The sequence below is a fragment of the Ignavibacteriales bacterium genome (assembly GCA_016709765.1).
Lineage (GTDB): Bacteria > Bacteroidota > Ignavibacteria > Ignavibacteriales > Ignavibacteriaceae > IGN3.
Genome location: JADJMD010000012.1, coordinates 214,933 through 234,539, shown reverse-complemented (window position 1 = coordinate 234,539; position 19,607 = coordinate 214,933). Strand labels below are relative to the sequence as shown.

Sequence of the window (19,607 nt, the reverse complement as noted above, 5' to 3'; positions counted from 1 at the left end):
AGAGAGAAATCTTTCTCTAAAATGTAGACGATTTCTCAGTCTAAGACTCCTTCGAAATGACTTTTAAGATCATTCGATAATTCTCTCATCCCAAATTAAATGATCAAAGGTTTCTCTGCTTCTAATAACTGAATATTTATCACCATCAGCCAAGATTTCTGCAGGACGGCGACGTGCATTATAGTTTGAGCTCATTACCATTCCATAAGCTCCTGCAGACATTACAGCAAGCATTTCTCCTGATTTTGATTGTGTAATTTCTCTATCACGAGCAAAGTAATCTCCGGATTCACAGATGGGACCAACAATATCTGCAATCATTTCATTTCTATTCTCATATTTTTGAACGGGCTGAATGTGATGATAAGCCTGATATATTGAAGGGCGAAGTAGATCGTTCATAGCTGCATCTATTATGATAAAATTTTTATTCCCGTTTCTTTTATTGTAAAGAACTTCTGTGACTAGAATTCCTCCGTTAGCAGTGAGAAATCTTCCGGGTTCAAAAATGATTTCACAATCAAGTTTTTTGAAATGTGGAATTGTTCGTTCGGCAAAATCACTAATTGAAAAGGTTTTTTCGTTATTGTAGCTTACTCCAATTCCTCCACCAACATCAAAGTGCTTTAATTTTAATCCATCTTTTAGAATTTCAAAATAAAGATCTGAAAGTTTCTGTACAGCTTCAACAAATGGATCGATTGAAGTAATTTGGGAACCAATATGCATATCAATTCCCGTGAATTGAATATGCGAAAAATCATTTCTTCTTTTATAAATAGATAAAGCTGTCTTGGAATCGACGCCGAATTTATTACTTGACAATCCCGTTGAGATGTAGGGATGAGTTTTTGCATCCACATCTGGGTTAACTCGAATTGCAACTCGTGCTATTTTATCCATTTCACTTGCAATTTTGTTTATCAACTCAATTTCTTCTTCTGATTCGGCTTTAATCATCAATACATCTTTTTCTAAACCAAGCTTAATTTCATTTTTTGTTTTACCAACGCTTGTAAGTATAACTTTTGAGGGTTCGACTCCTGTTTTAAGTGCACGAAATAATTCACCTTCAGAATTTGCATCTACTCCGCTGCCGAGTTTTACAAAAGTGTTGATCACACTCAAATTAAAATTAGCTTTCATCGCATAGAAAATTTTGTGATTTATTCCACTGAAAGCGTCTTCAAATTCTTTGTACTGTTTGACAAAATGATTTTTGCTGTAAATGTAAAGGGGAGTTTCAAACTCTTTAGCTAAATCATTTACACTTATTTCTTCAACATAAAGTTGATTGTTTTTATAGTTGATATGTTCGTTTTCGAAGTAATTCATATTTCGTTTTGATTGAGTCATGCTAAACTTGTTTCAGCATCTGATGATTAAAATTATTTAGATCTCGAAACAAATCCGGGATGACATAGGTTATTTATATAAATAATACTTTTTAGAAAGTTTTCTAAAATTTTCGACATCTTTATTAAGATAGGGAAGAATATCTTCAACTTTTAAGTTTTGCATAAATAACTCCCTTATTTTGCTTGTTCCTAAAACCTTATCAAACATATCAAAACGTCCTTCGTTTTCAGAAATAATATTTCTACCATAAAGTTCATTTACAGCTTGAGCAAAATAAAATTGAATTGGCATCAAATTTATATTTGTATAATCTGTAATATAAATTTCAACACCATGAAGCATTTTATCCTGCCCAAATCCATAATAAGGTTTGTAAGTTATTGGTCTAAATAATACTCCTTCAAGATTGTACGAATTCATTTTAGTAGAAAGCTCCTCACCATTTATCCATTCAGTTGCAAATGTTTGGAAAGGCGACGTGTATCCAACTCCGATTGAAAGGACGCCGCGTAACTCCCCAAATATTCCTGATGATGGATAATAAAATGGTGAATGTTTATGTGGAATATGTGGAGAAGTTAAAACCCAGGGCAAACCCGTTTTTTCAAAATACATATCACGAGCCCAGCCTTCCATTGGTACCACCTGCAATTTACATTTTACTTTATTTTCTAAAAGTCCTTCTTCATTTAGCAACATTGCAAGTTCACCAACTGTCAGTCCATGCACATAAGGAATTGCAAACTGACTCACAAAAGAATAGTATCCATCTTCAACAACATTTCCTTCAATTCTATTTCCGCCAAGAGGATTTGGACGATCTAAAATTACGATTTCTGTATTGTATTCAGCTGCCGCTTCCATTATTAAACCCATTGTGCTGATATATGTATACGAGCGGCTGCCTATATCCTGAATGTCAAACACCAATACATCAATATCTTTTATCATATCTGCATTTGGTTTTCTGGTGCTGCCGTAAAGTGAGTAAACAGGAAGTTGAGTCGCATCATCTATATAATAATCAACATGTTCGCCAGCCGAGTAATTTCCACGAACACCGTGTTCTGGCCCATATAAGGCGGTTAGATTTACTTCTTTTGCGTCAAATAAAATATCAATTGTTGATTTTAATTTACTATCCACTCCAGTTGGGTTTGTAACGAGACCAACTCTTTTACCTTTTAGTATATCAAAATTTCTATCACGCAAAACTTCTATTCCAGTTTTAATTTTAGAATCAGTTCCAATTTTATCTTGGTTTAGCTCTGCTTCAACCATTTTGAGAAATGAACCATCAGCAAGATATTTATACAAATCTTCTCCAGGACAAACTGTTTGATTTGAATAATCTTTATGTCCCTTAATATCTTTTAGTTCAACGTGATATTTTTGTTTAAGAAATGCTACAAGTTTGGCTAACGATTTTAGTTGAACTTCTTTTATAGTTTGGACTTCATAATTACCAACTACGCAAATTAAGGCATGACCGGTTACATCATAATCAGTATTTGTATCTCCGGGCAAATTTATTGGACGTGCTTCATAAATATTGCCCTTAAGATCGATCATAAAATGGTAGGGAATATCAATCCATTTTTTTTCTGATCTGCTCCAGCTTTGTAGATTGCGAAGATATTGTATCATATCTTTGTTCTCTGCAAATTCTTCTCCACCATGATGGATTGTGATTTTCTTTATTGAATGCTGCAGCGGAGCATTTTTGAGTTCTTGCCATCCCCAATCGGCTCTTGAAATCACCTTTAAATCATTTGGATATTCTAATTCGGAAATGTTTATCAATTGTGAACTTGACGAACAGCCCCAAAGTGTAGCAATTATTAACAATAGAGAAGTAGAAAATAAATTTTTCATTTTGATTCCTTTTCTAAATTAGAATAGGTGTAAACTTTGTATTTATCTGGTCACCGTTATTTAATCCCATGCAGGAAGTATGTGTTTTATTTCTTTCATCAGATGCATCAAAGGTAACACCATCTTTAATATAGATAATCGTCATCGCTTCACGCATCTCATTTGTTTGATTATTGCCAGCACCATGAAATGTTAAGCCCGAATGAAAAGTTGCATCTCCTGCTTTAAGTGGAACAAATATTTTTTCTTTATCAGTTAAAATATTTGGCTGATGAGGATTCTTAAAAATATCAACGTATTCTTTAAGTTCTGGATCATTTGTGTTCGGATAAAAATATAAACATCCTTTTTCAACGGGAACATCTGTTAGAGCAAGCCACATTGTAATTGAAAACTGCGGTTCATTGATGGGCCAATAACTACAGTCCTGATGAGCATCGGTTATTCTTCCACCTGGTTCTTTAAACAATGCCTGATCATGCCAGAGTCTAACGTGGTCAACTTTCATTAAATCTCTTGCAATCCCGGCAATTCTTTTAGCGAATACAAAATTTTTAACTGCAGGAAAATCCCAACATAAAAATCCGCACTGCAGCAATGACTGCTCGTATTGTGATTTATCTTTTAGGTCTCTTTCATCTTTACCTTTTCTTAAAAGCACAGATGACTGAATTATCTTTCGTGCTTCTGGTAAAAAATCATTTCCGATTACATTTTCAATTTTTACAAAACCAAAATTGTTGTAATTTTCTACTATTTCATCATTTATATACAATGATGAGTCCAAAAATTTTCTAAGTGAAGAACTTATCTCGGAGCTGAGTATTTGTTCAGCATTTTCTAAAGAAAGTTCATTGAATCTTATCATAAGAATTTAGTTTATATATAAGTTTGATAATAATTACCATGCAATTTACACCAATAGAATTCTTACTTCAATCGATTTTTGTTTTATCTGCATTATAAAATCAATATTTTAGAAACAGATTTTATAAGTTATTCAATTAAACTTGTTTAAATTTGTACAGAATATTTATTCTAAACTTTAAAAATCCGCATAATTATTTCTTACAACAATTAAAGTTGGCTTATGGAACATTATGGATTCTGGTCTTTATTACCTCCCGTACTTGCAATCATATTTGCAATCAAAACCCGTCAGGTATTTGTTTCACTATTATTTGGTATATGGCTTGGCTGGATTATACTTAGTGACGGAAATTTTTTAACCGGTACAATTGCAACTATTCAAGCACTTGTTGATGTATTTGCCGATGCAAGCAATACAAGGACTATAATGTTCAGTTGTCTTGTTGGTGCATTAATTGCATTTATTCAAAGGTCAGGCGGGGTAGCAGGATTCGTTAACCTTATAAATCGGTTTTTAATTTATTTAGAAAATAAAAATATTGGTGAAAGCCGTAAAATGGTTCAACTTTTGGCCTGGGCAACAGGTACTGCGATATTTGTTGAATCAAGTATAAACACTTTAACAGTTGGAACAGTTTTCAGACCCATATTTGATAGATTAAAAATTCCGCGCGAAAAACTCGCATACATTGGCGATTCAATTTCAGCACCAACTTGTATTTTAATCCCATTGAATGCTTGGGGAGCTTATATAATGGGATTAATTGCTGCACAAGGATTTAGTAATCCTTTAACGATTTTAATTTATGCTTTCCCATTTAATTTTTATCCAATGCTTGCGATGGGAATGGTTCTTTTTATAATACTTTCAGGAAAAGATTTTGGTCCGATGAAAAAAGCAGAAGAGCGGGCAATTAAAGAAGGAAAAGTAATTCGTGATGGAGCAGTGCCATTAATTTCCGCTGATGTAGTTTCAATTGAAAAGAAAGAAAATGTAAAGGAAAGAGCTATTAATATGATTATTCCTATCGCTGTGATGGTAGGTATGATGCCCTTAATGCTTCTCTTTACAGGATGGGGACTAGTAGAAAATATTTCATCATATCCTTGGTATGAACAAATGTTTTTTGCGATTGGAAAGGGGTCAGGTTCAACTTCAGTTCTTTATTCAGTATTAACGGCAATAATTGTTGGTGGAATTCTGTACACTTCACAAAAAATATTTACGTTTGCGGAAACAGTTGAATTAATCTTTAAAGGTATTAGCGGATTAATCCCATTAGCTCTTTTAATGATGCTGGCTTTTGCTATTGGTACGGTTTGTCGAGAGCTAGGGACAGGTATTTATACGGCAGAATTATCAAAGCAGTGGCTCTCTCCGAATTTTGTACCTGTAATCATTTTTCTTGTTGCTTGTTTTATAGCATTTTCAACTGGTACCTCATGGGGAACTTTTGCAATTATGTTAGCAATTGGAATTCCTATGGCACAAACACTGAATGCAAATTTATATTTAACAGTTGCTGCGGCTCTTGGTGGTGGAGTTTTTGGTGATCATTGTTCGCCGATATCTGACACTACTATTATTTCATCTATGGCTTCAGCAAGCGATCATATTGATCATGTTAAAACGCAGTTGCCTTACGCATTAACTGCAGGCGCAATCGCTGCTGTCATGTATTTAATTCTCGGGCTAATTATGCATTAAGTAGTAATGATAGATTTATAATACAATCAAAAAACTTTATCTTATAACACAGTTTAAAAATAATTTATTAGGAAAATATTGTGAAGTATTTAATCGGAATGGACGGCGGGGGAACAAAAACCAAGTGTATCCTAACCGATATAAATTTAAAGCCGGTTTATGAAACAATCGGTGGACCTTCAAATTTCTTGGTTATAGGAACTGAAAAGGTTTCTGAAACAATTCTTAATCTTTTAAATGATTTTACTGTTTCTCAAAAAATTTCATTAAAAGATGTTGAAGCTATTGTTCTTGGTACAACTGGCGGTGGTAGAAGTAATGATGCCGCAACTTTAGAAAAACAGATACTCAAAGATGCAGCACGAAATTCGATTACAATAAATAAACTACATATTGAAAGCGACGCTCGTATTGCCCTTGAAGGTTCATTTTCCGGAAAAGCAGGAAGCATCCTAATTGCAGGTACAGGTTCGATTATGTTTGGAAAAGATGATGCAGGAGAAGTCCATCGTGTTGGTGGATTTGGAAGATACATTGGTGATGAAGGCAGTGGTTATAGAATTGGGAGAAAAGGTTTAAACGCCGTTGCAAGATTTCTGGATGGCAGAGCTAAATCGACTAAAATTGGTGATCTTCTTGAACAGGAATTTTCAATTTCTGACTCAGAACAACTAATTACAGAAGTATATAGAAATAATTTTAACATTCCTGCTGTTGCTCCTATTGTTTTTGAAGCCGCGGAAAGCGGTGATGTAACGGCACAAAGAATTCTTGAAGATGAAGCTGATGAACTTCTTCTTCACATCTCAGCTATGAAAATAAAATTAAATGTAGAACTATTAAAAGTTTCGTTAATTGGCAGTATTCTTACAACACCAAATTATTTTTCATATCTATTTAACGAAAAAGTTGTAAGACGTTTTGGAGATGTAAAAATTATGGAAGCTGAACATTCACCAGAGTTTGGTGCTGCGTTAATGGCAAAACAATTATAAACCGAACGTCATCGTGAAGGAATCCGAATAGGATGACTGAAGCAATCTCTAGTTCAACAGATTGCCTCGCTCGAAGACTCGTTCACAATGACAAGAAAATTAATTAGGAGTTTTATGTCAGATCAAAAAGTAACTAGCAGAAATCCTTGGGCTTGGATTCCAACACTATATTTTACACAAGGTATTCCTTATGTAATGGTAATGTCTGTTTCGGTAATGATGTATAAGAATCTTGGGGTATCTAATACGGATATTGCTTTTTTTACAAGTCTGCTGTACTTCCCATGGTTTTTAAAATTTGCATGGGGACCATTCGTTGATATGTTCAAAACTAAAAGATTCTGGACAGTTACAATGCAGTTTATTGTTGCAGTTGGTCTGTTCGGAATTGCTTTAAGTCTGCATACTTCAATTTACTGGCAATTAACTTTAATTGTATTTGCACTAATGGCATTTGCTTCTGCTACGCACGATATCGCAGCTGATGGTTTTTATATGTTAAGTTTAGATCAATCCAAGCAGGCTGCTTTTGTCGGTGTGAGATCAACCTTTTATCGAATCGCAACAATTGTTGGTTCAGGAGTTCTTGTTGTAATTGCCGGACAATTAGCTCCAAGTATGGGATTTAAAGGCGCATGGTCTGTAGTATTTATAATTAGTGCTGTAATGTTTCTGTTATTTTTTCTATATCATAAAATTATTCTTCCTTATCCTCAAGATGATCAGGGAACGTTAAAAGGTAAAAAATTAAGTGGCTCTCAAGTCTTATTGTTAGGTGGAGGCTTTGTTCTCTTTGCATTGGTTGTTTATTTAGCTTTTTCAGTGCTCGGATTTTTGCTATCATTATTTGGGGTTGGCTCACCCTGGAATACAATTGCTACAACAATTCTCTTAGTAGTTATTCTTGTAATTCTGTTTAGAACATTTGTTGCTACCTTTGTAGAGAAGTTTGAAAAATCAGATAATAAAAATGAAACGTTGCTTCCATTCATAGAATTTCTTAAAGCGTTTGTAATTTTTATGCAGAAAAAAGATATCTGGAACATTCTTGGATTTCTTCTCTTCTTTAGATTTGCAGAAGCTCAGCTTGTTAAACTTGTTCAGCCATTTTTACTTGATCCGATAAATAAAGGCGGACTTGGTTTAACGACTTCAGAAGTTGGAATTGTTTATGGAACGATTGGGATAATTGCATTAACAGCAGGTGGTTTAATAGGTGGGTATGTTATCTCTAGACAAGGATTAAAATGGTGGTTGTGGCCGATGGTTATAATAATGCACACACCGGATCTTGCCTTTGTTTATCTCTCACATTATCAACCTACAAATTTTGTTTTAATTAATTTGGCTGTTGCTGCAGAGCAATTCGGTTATGGATTTGGTTTTACTGCTTACATGATGTTTATGATTATGGTTTCTCAAGGAGAACATAAGACTGCGCATTATGCTATTTGTACTGGAATAATGGCTCTAGGGATGATGCTACCAGGAATGTTTTCGGGTGCATTGCAAGAAATGATCGGTTATCCAAGATTTTTTGAATGGGTTCTTATATCAACAATTCCCGGATTTATTGTTGCAGGTTTAGTTAAGATTGATCCTGATTTTGGGAAGAAAAAAGAAGAGCCGGCTAAGACTTAAAAAGAAATTTATTTTTTATGATTTATTTTTCTAGTCAAGGGAGAAAAGAAAATGAAATATTTTATCTACTCAGTTATTTTATTCATAGGAGTGATCTCAATTAATATGATCTCTCAAACAATAAATAATGATAATCCATTCTTTAAAGAATACACAACTCCATTTCAAACACCACCTTTTGATCAAATAAAATTAGAACATTATCTGCCGGCATTTGAAGAAGGAATAAAGATTAAACGAGCAGAGTTGGATGTAATTATTAATAATTCTGAGAAACCTACTTTTGAAAATACAATTGCTGCCATAGAAAAAAGTGGTAAGCTATTAACTAAAGTATCTCGTGTCTTTTTTAATATCAGCGGTTCGAATGGGAATGATGAAACTCAGAAGATAGCCGAAACTATCACACCAGAACTTTCCAAACTCAACAATGATATTTATTTAAATGAAAAGTTGTTTCAGAAAATAAAGATAATTAATGATGAAAAAGACAAACTCAATCTTACCAATGAACAATTGAAAGTGCTGGACAATTATTATACTGACTTTGTTCGTAATGGAATCGGACTTGACGAAGACAAGAAAACCAGACTAAAAAAAATTAATGAAGAACTTAGCATGTTAAGCCTAAAGTTTGGTGATAATCTTCGCAAAGAAACTAATGCAATTGGATTAGTAATTGATAATAAGAATGACTTAATCGGACTTCCTGATGCAGCAATTCAAGGTGCTTCGGAACTTGCAAAACAAAACGGTTTGGAAGGGAAGTGGGCATTCAATCTGCAGAGACCAAGCTTTACTCCATTTTTACAATACTCTGAGAAAAGAGAATTGCGAGAAAAACTTTATAAGGCATATTTAACTCGCGGAAATAACAACAATGAATTTGATAATAAAGAAATTATAAAGAAAATTATTGCTCTGCGTAATGAAAAAGTAAATCTGCTTGGTTATAAAACTTATGCGGATTTTAAGCTAGAAAAGAATATGGCTAAGACTCCTGAAACAGTTAATAAGTTTTTAGCAGATTTATGGAAGCCTGCGTTAGAACAATCCAAAGAAGAAGTTGCTGAAATGCAAAAGCTAATTGATGCAGAAGGTGGCAACTTTAAATTAGCTGGCTGGGATTGGTGGTATTATTCAGAAAAAGTTAAAAAAGAAAAATATGCACTCGATGAAGAAATGCTTCGCCCATATTTCCAGATGGAAAATGTTCGCAAAGGTGCGTTTGATGTTGCGAGTAAATTATTCGGAATTCAGTTTGTAAAACGAAATGATATTTCTGTTTACCAACCTGATGTTGAAGTTTATGAAGTTAAAGAAAATGATGGAACACACATTGGAATTCTTTACACTGATTATTATCCAAGAAATGGTAAACGTGCCGGCGCCTGGATGAGTTATTTCCGTGGTCAATCAAATATTGATGACGAATTTATATCTCCGCTTGTCGTAAATGTTGGAAATTTTTCAAAACCAACTGAAGGCAAACCTGCACTTCTTAGTTTTGATGAAGTTAATACTTTGTTCCATGAGTTTGGTCACGGATTAAATGGATTGTTTGGTAAGTCTGTATATCCCGGTGCAAAAAGGTCACCAGTTGATTTTGTAGAACTTCCTTCGCAGATAATGGAAAATTGGGCATCTCATCCGGATGTTTTAAAAATGTATGCTAAACATTATCAGACAGGTGAACCAATTCCTGATGAACTGATACAAAAGATTATCAACTCTCAGTACTTTAATAAAGGATTTGAAACTGTTGAATACTTAGCCGCCTCAATCCTTGATATGAGTTGGCATATGTTGAATGATGTTTCAAATATTGATGTAATAAAATTTGAAGAAATGAGTTTAAATAAAGTTGGATTAATTCCTGAAGTTGCTTCACGATATCAAAGTACGAACTTCAATCATATTTTTGGTGGTGATGGATATTCTGCCGGTTATTATGGTTATATGTGGTCGGGAGTTTTAGATAGCGATGCTTTCGGTGCATTCTTGGAAAATGGTTTGTTTGATAAAACCACAGCAGAAAGTTTTAGAAGAAACATCTTAGAAAAAAGTGGGAGTGATGATCCTATGAATCTTTATGTAAAATTCAGAGGACGTGAACCAAAACCTGATGCTCTAATTCAAAGGTTGGGATTTAATAATTAATCTTATTTGGGATCAGACAATTTAGAGATGACATCTTTTTATTAATGATGTCATCTCTGATTAATAATATTATCAAAGCAGAATCATTTTCTTTGTTTGAACATACTCACCCACTCTTATCTGATAATAGTAAACTCCACTTGAAAGAGCATTTGCATTAAATTCCACTTCATAACTTCCCTTAGGTTTGTATTAGTTATCTAATCTGCAAACATTTATAAAAATTGTTCTCCAAAATTCTTTCAATCCCATTCTTACCAACAGAAGTTAAAATTCTTTTAGCACGAATGAATCCACTTTTTCTGTAATCGCTGTAATAAGGTTTTTCAGGATTGAAGCTATTTATTTTAACTCTTCCGGCTGCATGAATGAAATCTCCATCGCCAATATATATTGCAACGTGAGTAATTCTTTCTTTCCTGTTTTCATCCGCTTTACGTCCGAAGAAAAGTAAATCACCGGCTTGTAAATTTTTCCATCCATTTTCTGTGTTTATTAATTCGCCAGTATTTACTTGTTGGGAAGCATCACGTTGGAGAATAATTCCGTTTAAGAAGTAAACAGTCTTTGTAAAACCGCTGCAATCCATTCCCTTTGTAGATGTACCGCCCCATAAATATGGAATACCCATAAATCGATACGCAGTTTTTAAAATTGTTTCTCCAGTTGGATTAAGTGAACTATACCAATTATTAAATAATTTTGCTTCATCTTTTTTTATGTAAGCAACTCTGCCATCCGGATAACTAACGAAGTAGAAATTAGATTCTTCACCCATAATCTTTAATAAGTTACCTGCAACAAGATCAGAAACAGTTTGGGAATTCATATCAGCATCTGAAAACGAAAAACCATATTCCTTTGTGTATATAATCTTTGGTGATGATTTCCATTCACTCAATTGATCTTGAGTCATAAACGTGAATCCATCATCATCCAGCCACGCTATGTAATTATCAGGAGTTTGTACTAGGTAATATCCATCTTCACCTTTCTTTAGAATCTTAATTGGAGTTCCTAAAATACATTGTGTTGCCAGTTCGGCAGGGTGATCAGGTTTAGAACGGATATTTGCCACAGAAAGATTGATTACGCCAAATTTCTTTTCACCTAGCTTTTCCGATGGTAATAACTCAATTTGTTTTTCAAATTTAATATCGGCGTCATCCATCAGCTTTATAAATTCAAACTCCGCTTGATCAATATTTGTTTCGCCTTTAATAATAATTTTATTTTCAGACTCAGTTGCCTCTAAATTGAAAACTGCAGTTCGCTTATCAGGTGCATATTTTTCTTTTACAGTTTGAATAATTGAATTTACTTTTTCCATTTTATTAATTTCTTGTGAATAGTTGTGAACTGATAAAAAAATTACTACAAAAAAGATGAGCAATAGTTTCATTGATAATCCTGACTAAAGATGAATGAAAACATTTTCCCAAATATAAAAAAGGCATCCTTAAAAGGATGCCTTAAGTACAAAATTATTTTGGATTATCTTAAAAGAATCATTTTTTTAGTTTGATTAAAATTATTCGTTTTTAGAGTATAGAAATACACTCCACTTGAAAGACTGCTTCCATCGAAATTATAATTGTAATTACCCTGGGACAATTCTCTATTTACAACTGTTGTTACTTCTATTCCGAGAATATTATATACCTTCAACTCAACATAAGAGAGTTCAGGTAAACTGAATGAAATTATTGTTGCTGGATTAAATGGATTGGGGTAGTTTTGATGTAAACTATAGTTATTTGGCAAATATAATAAAGTATTAACAGATGTTAATGGCTCCAGTTTTATATCTCCATAAAATAGAGTATCAGGGCCATAAGGTTGAGAGGCTCTATTACCAGCCACAGCAACTATCTGTTTGGTTCGACTAATAAAATAATCCTGTCTTGTATCTGTTCTTACCATAAGCCCGCCAAAATAATTTTTCAAATTATCTGGAATCTCGATAGGGTCTGTCCAATTTAAACCATCATAGCTAAAGGTAACATGTAACTTTGTAATTATATTTTTAGTCCATAAATACATTGTCAATATTTTCTGACTAGTACAATGCAGGGTGAAGTAATTTAATGTATCTGTTGCTGGGAGATTTATATTTGCATTTTGCGGTGTTCCCAAATTTTTTGATACTCTTAATTCTGGCAAGTTTGACGAATTATTATAGAAATAAACAACGTAGGAATTATAATCGGGATCTAAAACAGCATCATATCTGTTCCAGGCAACTGCAATATTGTCTGACAATTGAACAGGGGATCCCCATCCTGATCCATTATTCAAAAGATAAAAAAGCTTTGGACCATCTGATTTATTTCGAGCTGCTATCAAGCAAAGTTTTCCGGAACTATCAGCAAGAATTATATATTTATCATAAATACCTCTATCGATTCCGGCATCTGTAAATTCTACAATTGTAGAGCGTGGGCTCCATGTATCACTGGAAGAATACCGAACCCATTCCCAAGCTTCTCCACCTTGAAGATTCCAACCGTATCTGTTTGCAAAAAGATGGACATCGTTATTCGAATCAACATAAATGTTTTCTATAATAGGTCCATAGTTGCCTGAACTGTGTAATTCTACTTGTTCTACCGCCCAGGAACCGGTTTTATTATTTATACAATAGAGGTCATAATAAAATTCTTGACCAAAATTTATACCTGTAGGATTTGAATAGTTATATAAAGAATGGGCAGTTAAGCCGATGAATACTTTTCCATTAAGATCTAAGGCTAAACTTGCATTACGAATATCCCCCTCGTGTCCGGTTATAATTTGTTCTTTCTGCCACGTTTGTCCATCGTCTGTGGATTTGAAATAATACAATTCATAGTTATCTACATAAGCCACATGCAAGATCCCATCAACATCTTCAATAAAAGAATTTATTGCCCAGTGACTAAAACTTGTAAAGTAACCTGTATAAAAAGTTTCACCTACATCAATATCTGCGGTGTTGTATTCTATACTATCCGGTAAAGATTGAGATTGGACATCAATGCAGAACAAAGAAATTAATAATAAAATTATTAATTGTGCAGAAGTAAATTTTCTTCTCATCTTGTTTCTCCTCTGTATGTGATTTTAATTATTGAAAGTAGAATTGGGGTTTTTGGCTCAAAAAACATACCCTTTTTGATAAAGGGAAAGAAAAGGATAGAGAAATTATTAGCAATAGGGGAAATCAGTTTTTCACCTAAAAGAATATTGAAGTTTTGTTTGAATATTAGCTATTTAAACTTACAATATCTTTTTAAAACAGCCTTACACTAATGTTAATTATTGATAATCGAAAAATAAAATTAATAACTTCCGCAGTATCTTTTTGATATACATGTTTCAATACTGACAGAAAAAATTGTAAGTTTTTAGAATTACCATATGAGTTTGTATTCAGAAAATCACTTCGACTCAATATATTTGACTTCCATATGATAATCCCATTTATCAAAATAAAGATTACCACCACGCCACTCCAATTCACCGCGCTGAAAATCAACTGTTTCACTTCTTGGAAATACTTTTGCTGGGAACAACGGTTTAGAGTAATCATCATTTACAATTAAATGATATGCATCAATGCTTCCAAGAAAGAAATATTTTTCATCCTCTTGTTCTGATTCAACTAATCCAAATGATTGATCTGCAGGAACCCAGCCATATCCCTCAAAATAAACCTCGCACCAATCATGCAGATTTACTTCTCCGGGATGTAGCATCCACCCGCTTTGCCATTTTGCAGGAATGCCATTATATCTGCATAAAGTCATAAATAGTAAAGTTTTAATTCCGCAATCACCATGTTTGTTTGTTAAACAATAATCAGAAATATTTTCTATCGTAGAATATTCTCTTGCACCTGCCCAGGGAATGTTATTAGAAATCCACGTAAATATTTTTTTTGAAATCAAGTAAGGATTTTTTTCATCACCAACAATTTCTTTTGAAAGATCTTTGATCTTATCAGTAAAGATTATGTGCGGGGCATTTTCTCTAGTATGATTTTTATAGAGTCCGGATTCTTTATTATAGGGTTTAATTAGTTCGGGCAAAATTGAATTTACTTCATTGTAGTTTGTTACTTCAAGCACTATATTAAAAATTGTTGGTTGATCTTTTATTGCTGGTCTTTGCATAAACAAAGTTCTCTGAGGATTGTCATTACTTGCAATAACATATTCATCATTATTAACTGCTAACAATTTTATATCAACTTGTCTTTGATGACCTTCACGAGGGAAGGGAAGCCAGCATTTAATAATTTCACCATCGGGGACTGCATTTGCATCAACTGTAACTGTGTAGTTTAAATTAAATGTTACAGGTTTAACTAAACTTTCTTGTCCGTTTGCTGATTCATCCAAAACTTTCGGAATGTAGTCTTCCAGAAAAGCATCAAGCGGATCTTTCTGAAATCCATCAACTAGTTCTTTTTGATTTTTTGCTTCTTTGTTTATTCTAAAGAGATTTGATGCAGCGCGAGAGAAATACCATTTCTTACCATCAATAATTTTAAACTCAAGCGAACCATCTTTTTCCCATTTCTCTAAATCATTTTCCTGAGCATCCGGATAGTATTTATTTACAATTTTTAAAACATCTTCAGCAGTCTTATTAAAATCTTTACTGATTCTATCCAATCTTTCTTTCTCAAACTGAAGTTCAAAAATTTCTTCAGAGCTAATTTGATTTGATTTTAATTTTTCATCAATCAATTTAGATGCTTTCTTAAATTCACCCGATTGGACAAGTAGATTTACATCATTAAAATTGGTTTGAGCAGTGATTATAGTTGTAAGCATAATAAATAAGATAATTAATTTCATAAACAATCCTTTCGAATGAAAAGTCATCCTGAATTTGTTTCAGTATTTTAACTGAACTAAAAAAAATTAGCAATAAGTTTTGAATGACACTACAAAAATAGCAAAGCTTTTCTCTTTATTCACCAAACTTTACTTATTTTTGTTTAACAAATTTAAACTTCTAATGGAAATATTATGAAATCTTCCGAACGATTACTTTCGCTTGATGTATTCAGGGGCATAACAATAATGGGAATGATACTTGTTAATAATCCCGGAACATGGAGCGCAATTTATCCACCACTTGAGCATGCAAAATGGAATGGATGCACTCCAACAGATTTAATCTTTCCATTTTTTCTTTTTATAGTCGGTGTTGCTATATCATATTCTCTAAGCAAAAGAAAAGCTCAGGGTGGGGATATGAAAAGTCTTTATCTAAATATTTTTAGAAGGACATTTATACTTTTTGGTTTAGGATTAATTTTATCAAGCTTTCCATTCGGATTGTTATTCGGACATCAATTTTCTTTTGGTACACTTCGTATTCCCGGTGTGTTGCAAAGAATTGCAATTGTTTATATGATTTCATCAATTCTTTTTCTTGCCACAAATACAAAATTCCAATACTGGTTTACAGGAACTATCTTAGTTGTGTATGCAATGTTGATGAGTTTTATTCCTGTTCCCGGCATTGGCCACGCTAATTTTGAACCGACTACAAACCTCTCAGCATGGTTAGATCAATTAATTCTTGGAAGTCATATTTGGTCAGGCAGTAAGTTTTGGGATCCGGAAGGAATTTTATCAACTCTTCCGGCAATCGGTTCTGCTATGCTTGGAATCTTTACAGGAAATTGGTTAAGAAGTGATAAAGATCAAACGACAAAAACTGTTTGGCTTTTTGTTTGGGGTTCAATTTTAATGGTTGCCGGCTGGATTTGGGATGGCTGGTTTCCAATCAACAAAAACCTCTGGACAAGTTCTTATGTACTTTACACTGCAGGATTAGCATTAAATTTTCTAGCATTTTGTTATTGGTTTATCGATGTAAAAAAAATTACCTGGTGGATAAAACCATTTCAAGTTTATGGAATGAATGCAATTACAGTTTTCTTTCTTTCCGGAATTGTTGGAAGAATAATGTATATGGTTAAATGGGAAAATGCTGAAGGAACAGTAATTACAATAAAAGATTATTTATTTCAAACATTTTTTCTATCGTGGATGCAGCCAATAAATGCATCTTTAGCATGGGCTGTAATGTACATTTTAGTTTGGCTCGGACTGATGTGGATTTTATATGCAAAGAAAATATTTATAAAGGTTTAAATAAATGAAACAAATAATATTAATTTTTTTATATGCAACAATGATGTTCTCACAGCAAAAGCCGCCTAATACTGTAAAGTATGTTGATCTTAAAAAATATGTTGGTTTGTGGTATGAGATTGCAAAAATTCCGAACAGTTTTCAGGATCAATGCATTAAAGGTACAACTGCAAAATATGCGTTAAATGAAGATGGGGAAATTTCTGTTAAAAACTCTTGTATTGATGAAGACGGCGAAATAGATGAGGCTAAAGGAGTTGTTCGGATTGTTGATAAAAAAACAAATGCAAAACTTGAAGTCAGCTTTGTCAGTTTTCTTGGCTGGAGACCATTTTGGGGAGACTATTGGATAATTGGACTCGATGAAAACTATCAATGGGCAATTGTTGGAACTCCAAATAGAAAGTATGGCTGGGTTCTTAGCAGAACCCCAAAATTAGAAAATGAAACGATGGATAAAATATTTCAAATTTTAAAAGACCAAGGTTATAATAAAAAAGATTTTGTGATATCCCCTCAATAATTATTATTAAAAAAAAATTAAAGTCACCTAACAGTTTGTTTCAATGTGTTTCATTTGAAACAAACTGATCCCTAATTATTTCTTCATAATTAAAATCGTTTTCTTACTATTGATAAGAACAATGAACAATATGTTCCATATTTGTTAAAGAAAATGCTTGTTATACACAAAAATTAGTGGCACAAAGGTTGAACGACCCAAAGCACTATTAAATTTAATGTAAACAAGGAAAATGAGATGAAAAAGCTTCTTTTACTTTTAATTATTCCACTTTTTTCACTTTTCATTGGCTGTTCTGATGATAAAGATGAATCTCAGCCGACTGATCCAACAAACAAAAGCGTTGCATCTTGCGAAGGATGCCATACAAATTATGCTCACTTAAAGGAAGTTTATACACCCGATCCTCCACATTCCGGTGGCGGTGGATGCGGTGGAGAAACACCTGTTATTGAACCTTATGATAGGGTTTTTATGGGTGGAACCGGATATGAGGATTTTAAAAGTGATGTTCACGGAAAAATTCCTTGTACAGCATGCCATAACGGAGTTGATAAAACTGCAGATAAAACAGTTGCACACTCCGGTGATTTTATGAAAAAACCGACCAGTGATGCTATTAATAAATGCGGAAGTTGTCATGCTGATATCGCAAGTAAATCTGTAAATAATATTCATCAAGGTTGGGGACAAAAAAGTATGGTTTGCTTACGCGCTGGTGTAGGCAATGTGCCAAACGGGTTTGATGCGCTTAGCCAGGCTATGAAAGATGGATATAATGTTAATTGCGGTAAATGCCATGCAACTTGTGGTGATTGCCATGTTAATCGTCCGATAGCAGGCGGCGGTGGATTATATAAATCACATAGTTTCTTTAAATCCCCAAATATGGTTGATCATTGTACAACTTGTCACGTAAGCCGCGGTGGACACGCTTATTTTGGTGTAGGGGCAGGAACTGTTCCCGATGTTCATCTAACAGGTGCAGGATATACTTGTATGAATTGTCACAATAAACACGAAATTCATGGTGATGGAAATTTATATGATCAACGATATAAATACCCTGAATTACCGAAATGTACAAACTGTCATACAAATATTAATAATTCAAATCCTTTCCATACAAAACATATTTCTACATTTAGTTGTAATACTTGCCACTCACAGGATTATAACAATTGCGGAAGCTGCCATATTGGTAGCGAAGAGGGTGCAAGAATTCATTCTTATCAAGGATATAAGATAGGTATGAATCCTATTAAGGATACAAAATCACAATTTAATTTTGCGTTGCTAAGACAATCATTAATGGCGCCGGATAGCTGGCAGGATTATGGTATTCCAAATCTTGTGAACTTTGATGTAAGACCTACTTACAAATACACGACACCACACAATATTATCAAAATAACTACTCGTACAGGTTATAAAGATACTAATGGAAATTGGGTAGCATACACAAACTGTGCTGAAGGTTGCCACATTAAAAAGAATCCTGATGGAACTTTTACAAACAAAGAACTTTACTTGTTTGATTCTGATTGTTTGCCCTGGGAAAAACCAGCAAACACAGGAATTGTAGTTGATGGAAAGCTGCCGGCAAGCTGGCAAGCAAATTAGGAAATAATAAACAATACACTTAAACAAAACTTAAGGAGATCTAGAAAATGAAAGACAGAAAACTTTTTAATCTGCTGTATTTATTAATTGCAGCATCAATAATGTTTTTTAATGTTGGATGTAGTAAAGATGAAGATCCAGTTACCCCACCAGTTACCATTAATGAGAGTGATGTACTTGTACAATATTTAGAAGCAAATGGTGATTTTATCAATACATCTGCACCTGCAATGATTACAGCTACAGATGTTAATGCATTATTAAATGATCCTACCGTAGCTATACTTGATATTAGAAGTGCAACAGATTATGCAACTGGACATATTCAAGGTGCGGTTAATGTTACTATTGCTGATATACTTAATTACTATAGAACAAATAATTTAGCGGCAAAAACAAAAGTTGTTGTAACTTGCTACACAGGTCAGTCTGCTGGATTTGCAGTAGCAGTATTAAGATTAGCAGGATATTCAAATGTATATGATCTTAAATGGGGAATGTGCAGTTGGGCTTATCCAGATAGATGGAATAATACAAAAACAAATGGTCAAAACAATCCAATCACTATTCAAACTACTGCAAATGTAAAAAACGGTGCTGGTAATCTACCAACTTTAACTACTGGAAAAACCACAGGAGATGAGATTTTAAAAAGCAGATTGAACCCTACTTGCAACTGAAGGTTTTGGGCCTGCAAG

The 19,607-nt window shown here is 33.5% G+C and carries 15 protein-coding genes; 8 read left to right on the top strand and 7 right to left on the bottom strand.

What is annotated here, in order from left to right:
* Nucleotides 1-69: 69 nt before the first annotated feature.
* From lysA to IPJ23_06920, 3 genes are all read right to left on the bottom strand, one after another.
* A complete protein-coding gene (lysA, locus tag IPJ23_06930; protein MBK7630417.1) occupies nt 70-1,335 on the bottom strand; it encodes a diaminopimelate decarboxylase in 1,266 nt (421 codons plus the stop codon).
* A 90-nt stretch (nt 1,336-1,425) separates the two neighbouring features.
* Nucleotides 1,426-3,234 (bottom strand): DUF1343 domain-containing protein, encoded by a 1,809-nt coding sequence (locus IPJ23_06925; protein MBK7630416.1) that lies wholly within the window; start codon nt 3,232-3,234, stop codon nt 1,426-1,428.
* Nucleotides 3,235-3,247: 13 nt separating this feature from the next.
* Nucleotides 3,248-4,102: a phytanoyl-CoA dioxygenase family protein gene (locus IPJ23_06920; GenBank protein MBK7630415.1), complete on the bottom strand. Its 855-nt coding sequence runs from the start codon at nt 4,100-4,102 to the stop codon at nt 3,248-3,250.
* A gap of 222 nt (nt 4,103-4,324) precedes the next feature.
* On the opposite strand from IPJ23_06920, the gene IPJ23_06915 reads away from it, so the two are divergent.
* The 4 genes from IPJ23_06915 to IPJ23_06900 all read left to right on the top strand — a co-directional run bounded on the left by IPJ23_06915 (nt 4,325) and on the right by IPJ23_06900 (nt 10,608).
* A complete protein-coding gene (locus IPJ23_06915; GenBank protein ID MBK7630414.1) occupies nt 4,325-5,812 on the top strand; it encodes a sodium:solute symporter in 1,488 nt (495 codons plus the stop codon).
* Between the two features lie 80 nt (nt 5,813-5,892).
* Complete coding sequence (locus IPJ23_06910; GenBank protein ID MBK7630413.1) at nt 5,893-6,807, top strand: hypothetical protein; 915 nt, start codon at nt 5,893-5,895, stop codon at nt 6,805-6,807.
* Nucleotides 6,808-6,921: 114 nt separating this feature from the next.
* Nucleotides 6,922-8,448, top strand: a complete 1,527-nt coding sequence (locus IPJ23_06905; protein ID MBK7630412.1) for an MFS transporter — start codon at nt 6,922-6,924, stop codon at nt 8,446-8,448.
* 51 nt (nt 8,449-8,499) lie between these two features.
* Nucleotides 8,500-10,608: a M3 family metallopeptidase gene (locus IPJ23_06900; protein ID MBK7630411.1), complete on the top strand. Its 2,109-nt coding sequence runs from the start codon at nt 8,500-8,502 to the stop codon at nt 10,606-10,608.
* A gap of 72 nt (nt 10,609-10,680) precedes the next feature.
* Here IPJ23_06900 and IPJ23_06895 read toward each other — a convergent pair whose 3' ends face one another.
* From IPJ23_06895 to IPJ23_06880, 4 genes are all read right to left on the bottom strand, one after another.
* Nucleotides 10,681-10,776, bottom strand: a complete 96-nt coding sequence (locus tag IPJ23_06895) for a T9SS type A sorting domain-containing protein (protein MBK7630410.1) — start codon at nt 10,774-10,776, stop codon at nt 10,681-10,683.
* Between the two features lie 28 nt (nt 10,777-10,804).
* Entirely contained in the window at nt 10,805-12,010 is a 1,206-nt protein-coding gene (locus IPJ23_06890) for a C40 family peptidase (GenBank protein ID MBK7630409.1), read from the bottom strand.
* 92 nt (nt 12,011-12,102) lie between these two features.
* Nucleotides 12,103-13,686: a T9SS type A sorting domain-containing protein gene (locus IPJ23_06885; GenBank protein ID MBK7630408.1), complete on the bottom strand. Its 1,584-nt coding sequence runs from the start codon at nt 13,684-13,686 to the stop codon at nt 12,103-12,105.
* 341 nt (nt 13,687-14,027) lie between these two features.
* Complete coding sequence (locus IPJ23_06880; protein ID MBK7630407.1) at nt 14,028-15,428, bottom strand: transglutaminase domain-containing protein; 1,401 nt, start codon at nt 15,426-15,428, stop codon at nt 14,028-14,030.
* Nucleotides 15,429-15,626: 198 nt separating this feature from the next.
* Here IPJ23_06880 and IPJ23_06875 point away from each other — a divergent pair, with 198 nt between their 5' ends.
* The 4 genes from IPJ23_06875 to IPJ23_06860 all read left to right on the top strand — a co-directional run bounded on the left by IPJ23_06875 (nt 15,627) and on the right by IPJ23_06860 (nt 19,589).
* Complete coding sequence (locus IPJ23_06875) at nt 15,627-16,763, top strand: DUF5009 domain-containing protein (GenBank protein MBK7630406.1); 1,137 nt, start codon at nt 15,627-15,629, stop codon at nt 16,761-16,763.
* 4 nt (nt 16,764-16,767) lie between these two features.
* Nucleotides 16,768-17,286 (top strand): lipocalin family protein, encoded by a 519-nt coding sequence (locus IPJ23_06870; GenBank protein MBK7630405.1) that lies wholly within the window; start codon nt 16,768-16,770, stop codon nt 17,284-17,286.
* Nucleotides 17,287-17,523: 237 nt separating this feature from the next.
* Nucleotides 17,524-18,909, top strand: a complete 1,386-nt coding sequence (locus IPJ23_06865) for a hypothetical protein (GenBank protein MBK7630404.1) — start codon at nt 17,524-17,526, stop codon at nt 18,907-18,909.
* 47 nt (nt 18,910-18,956) lie between these two features.
* A complete protein-coding gene (locus IPJ23_06860) occupies nt 18,957-19,589 on the top strand; it encodes a rhodanese-like domain-containing protein (GenBank protein MBK7630403.1) in 633 nt (210 codons plus the stop codon).
* Nucleotides 19,590-19,607 lie beyond the last annotated feature (18 nt).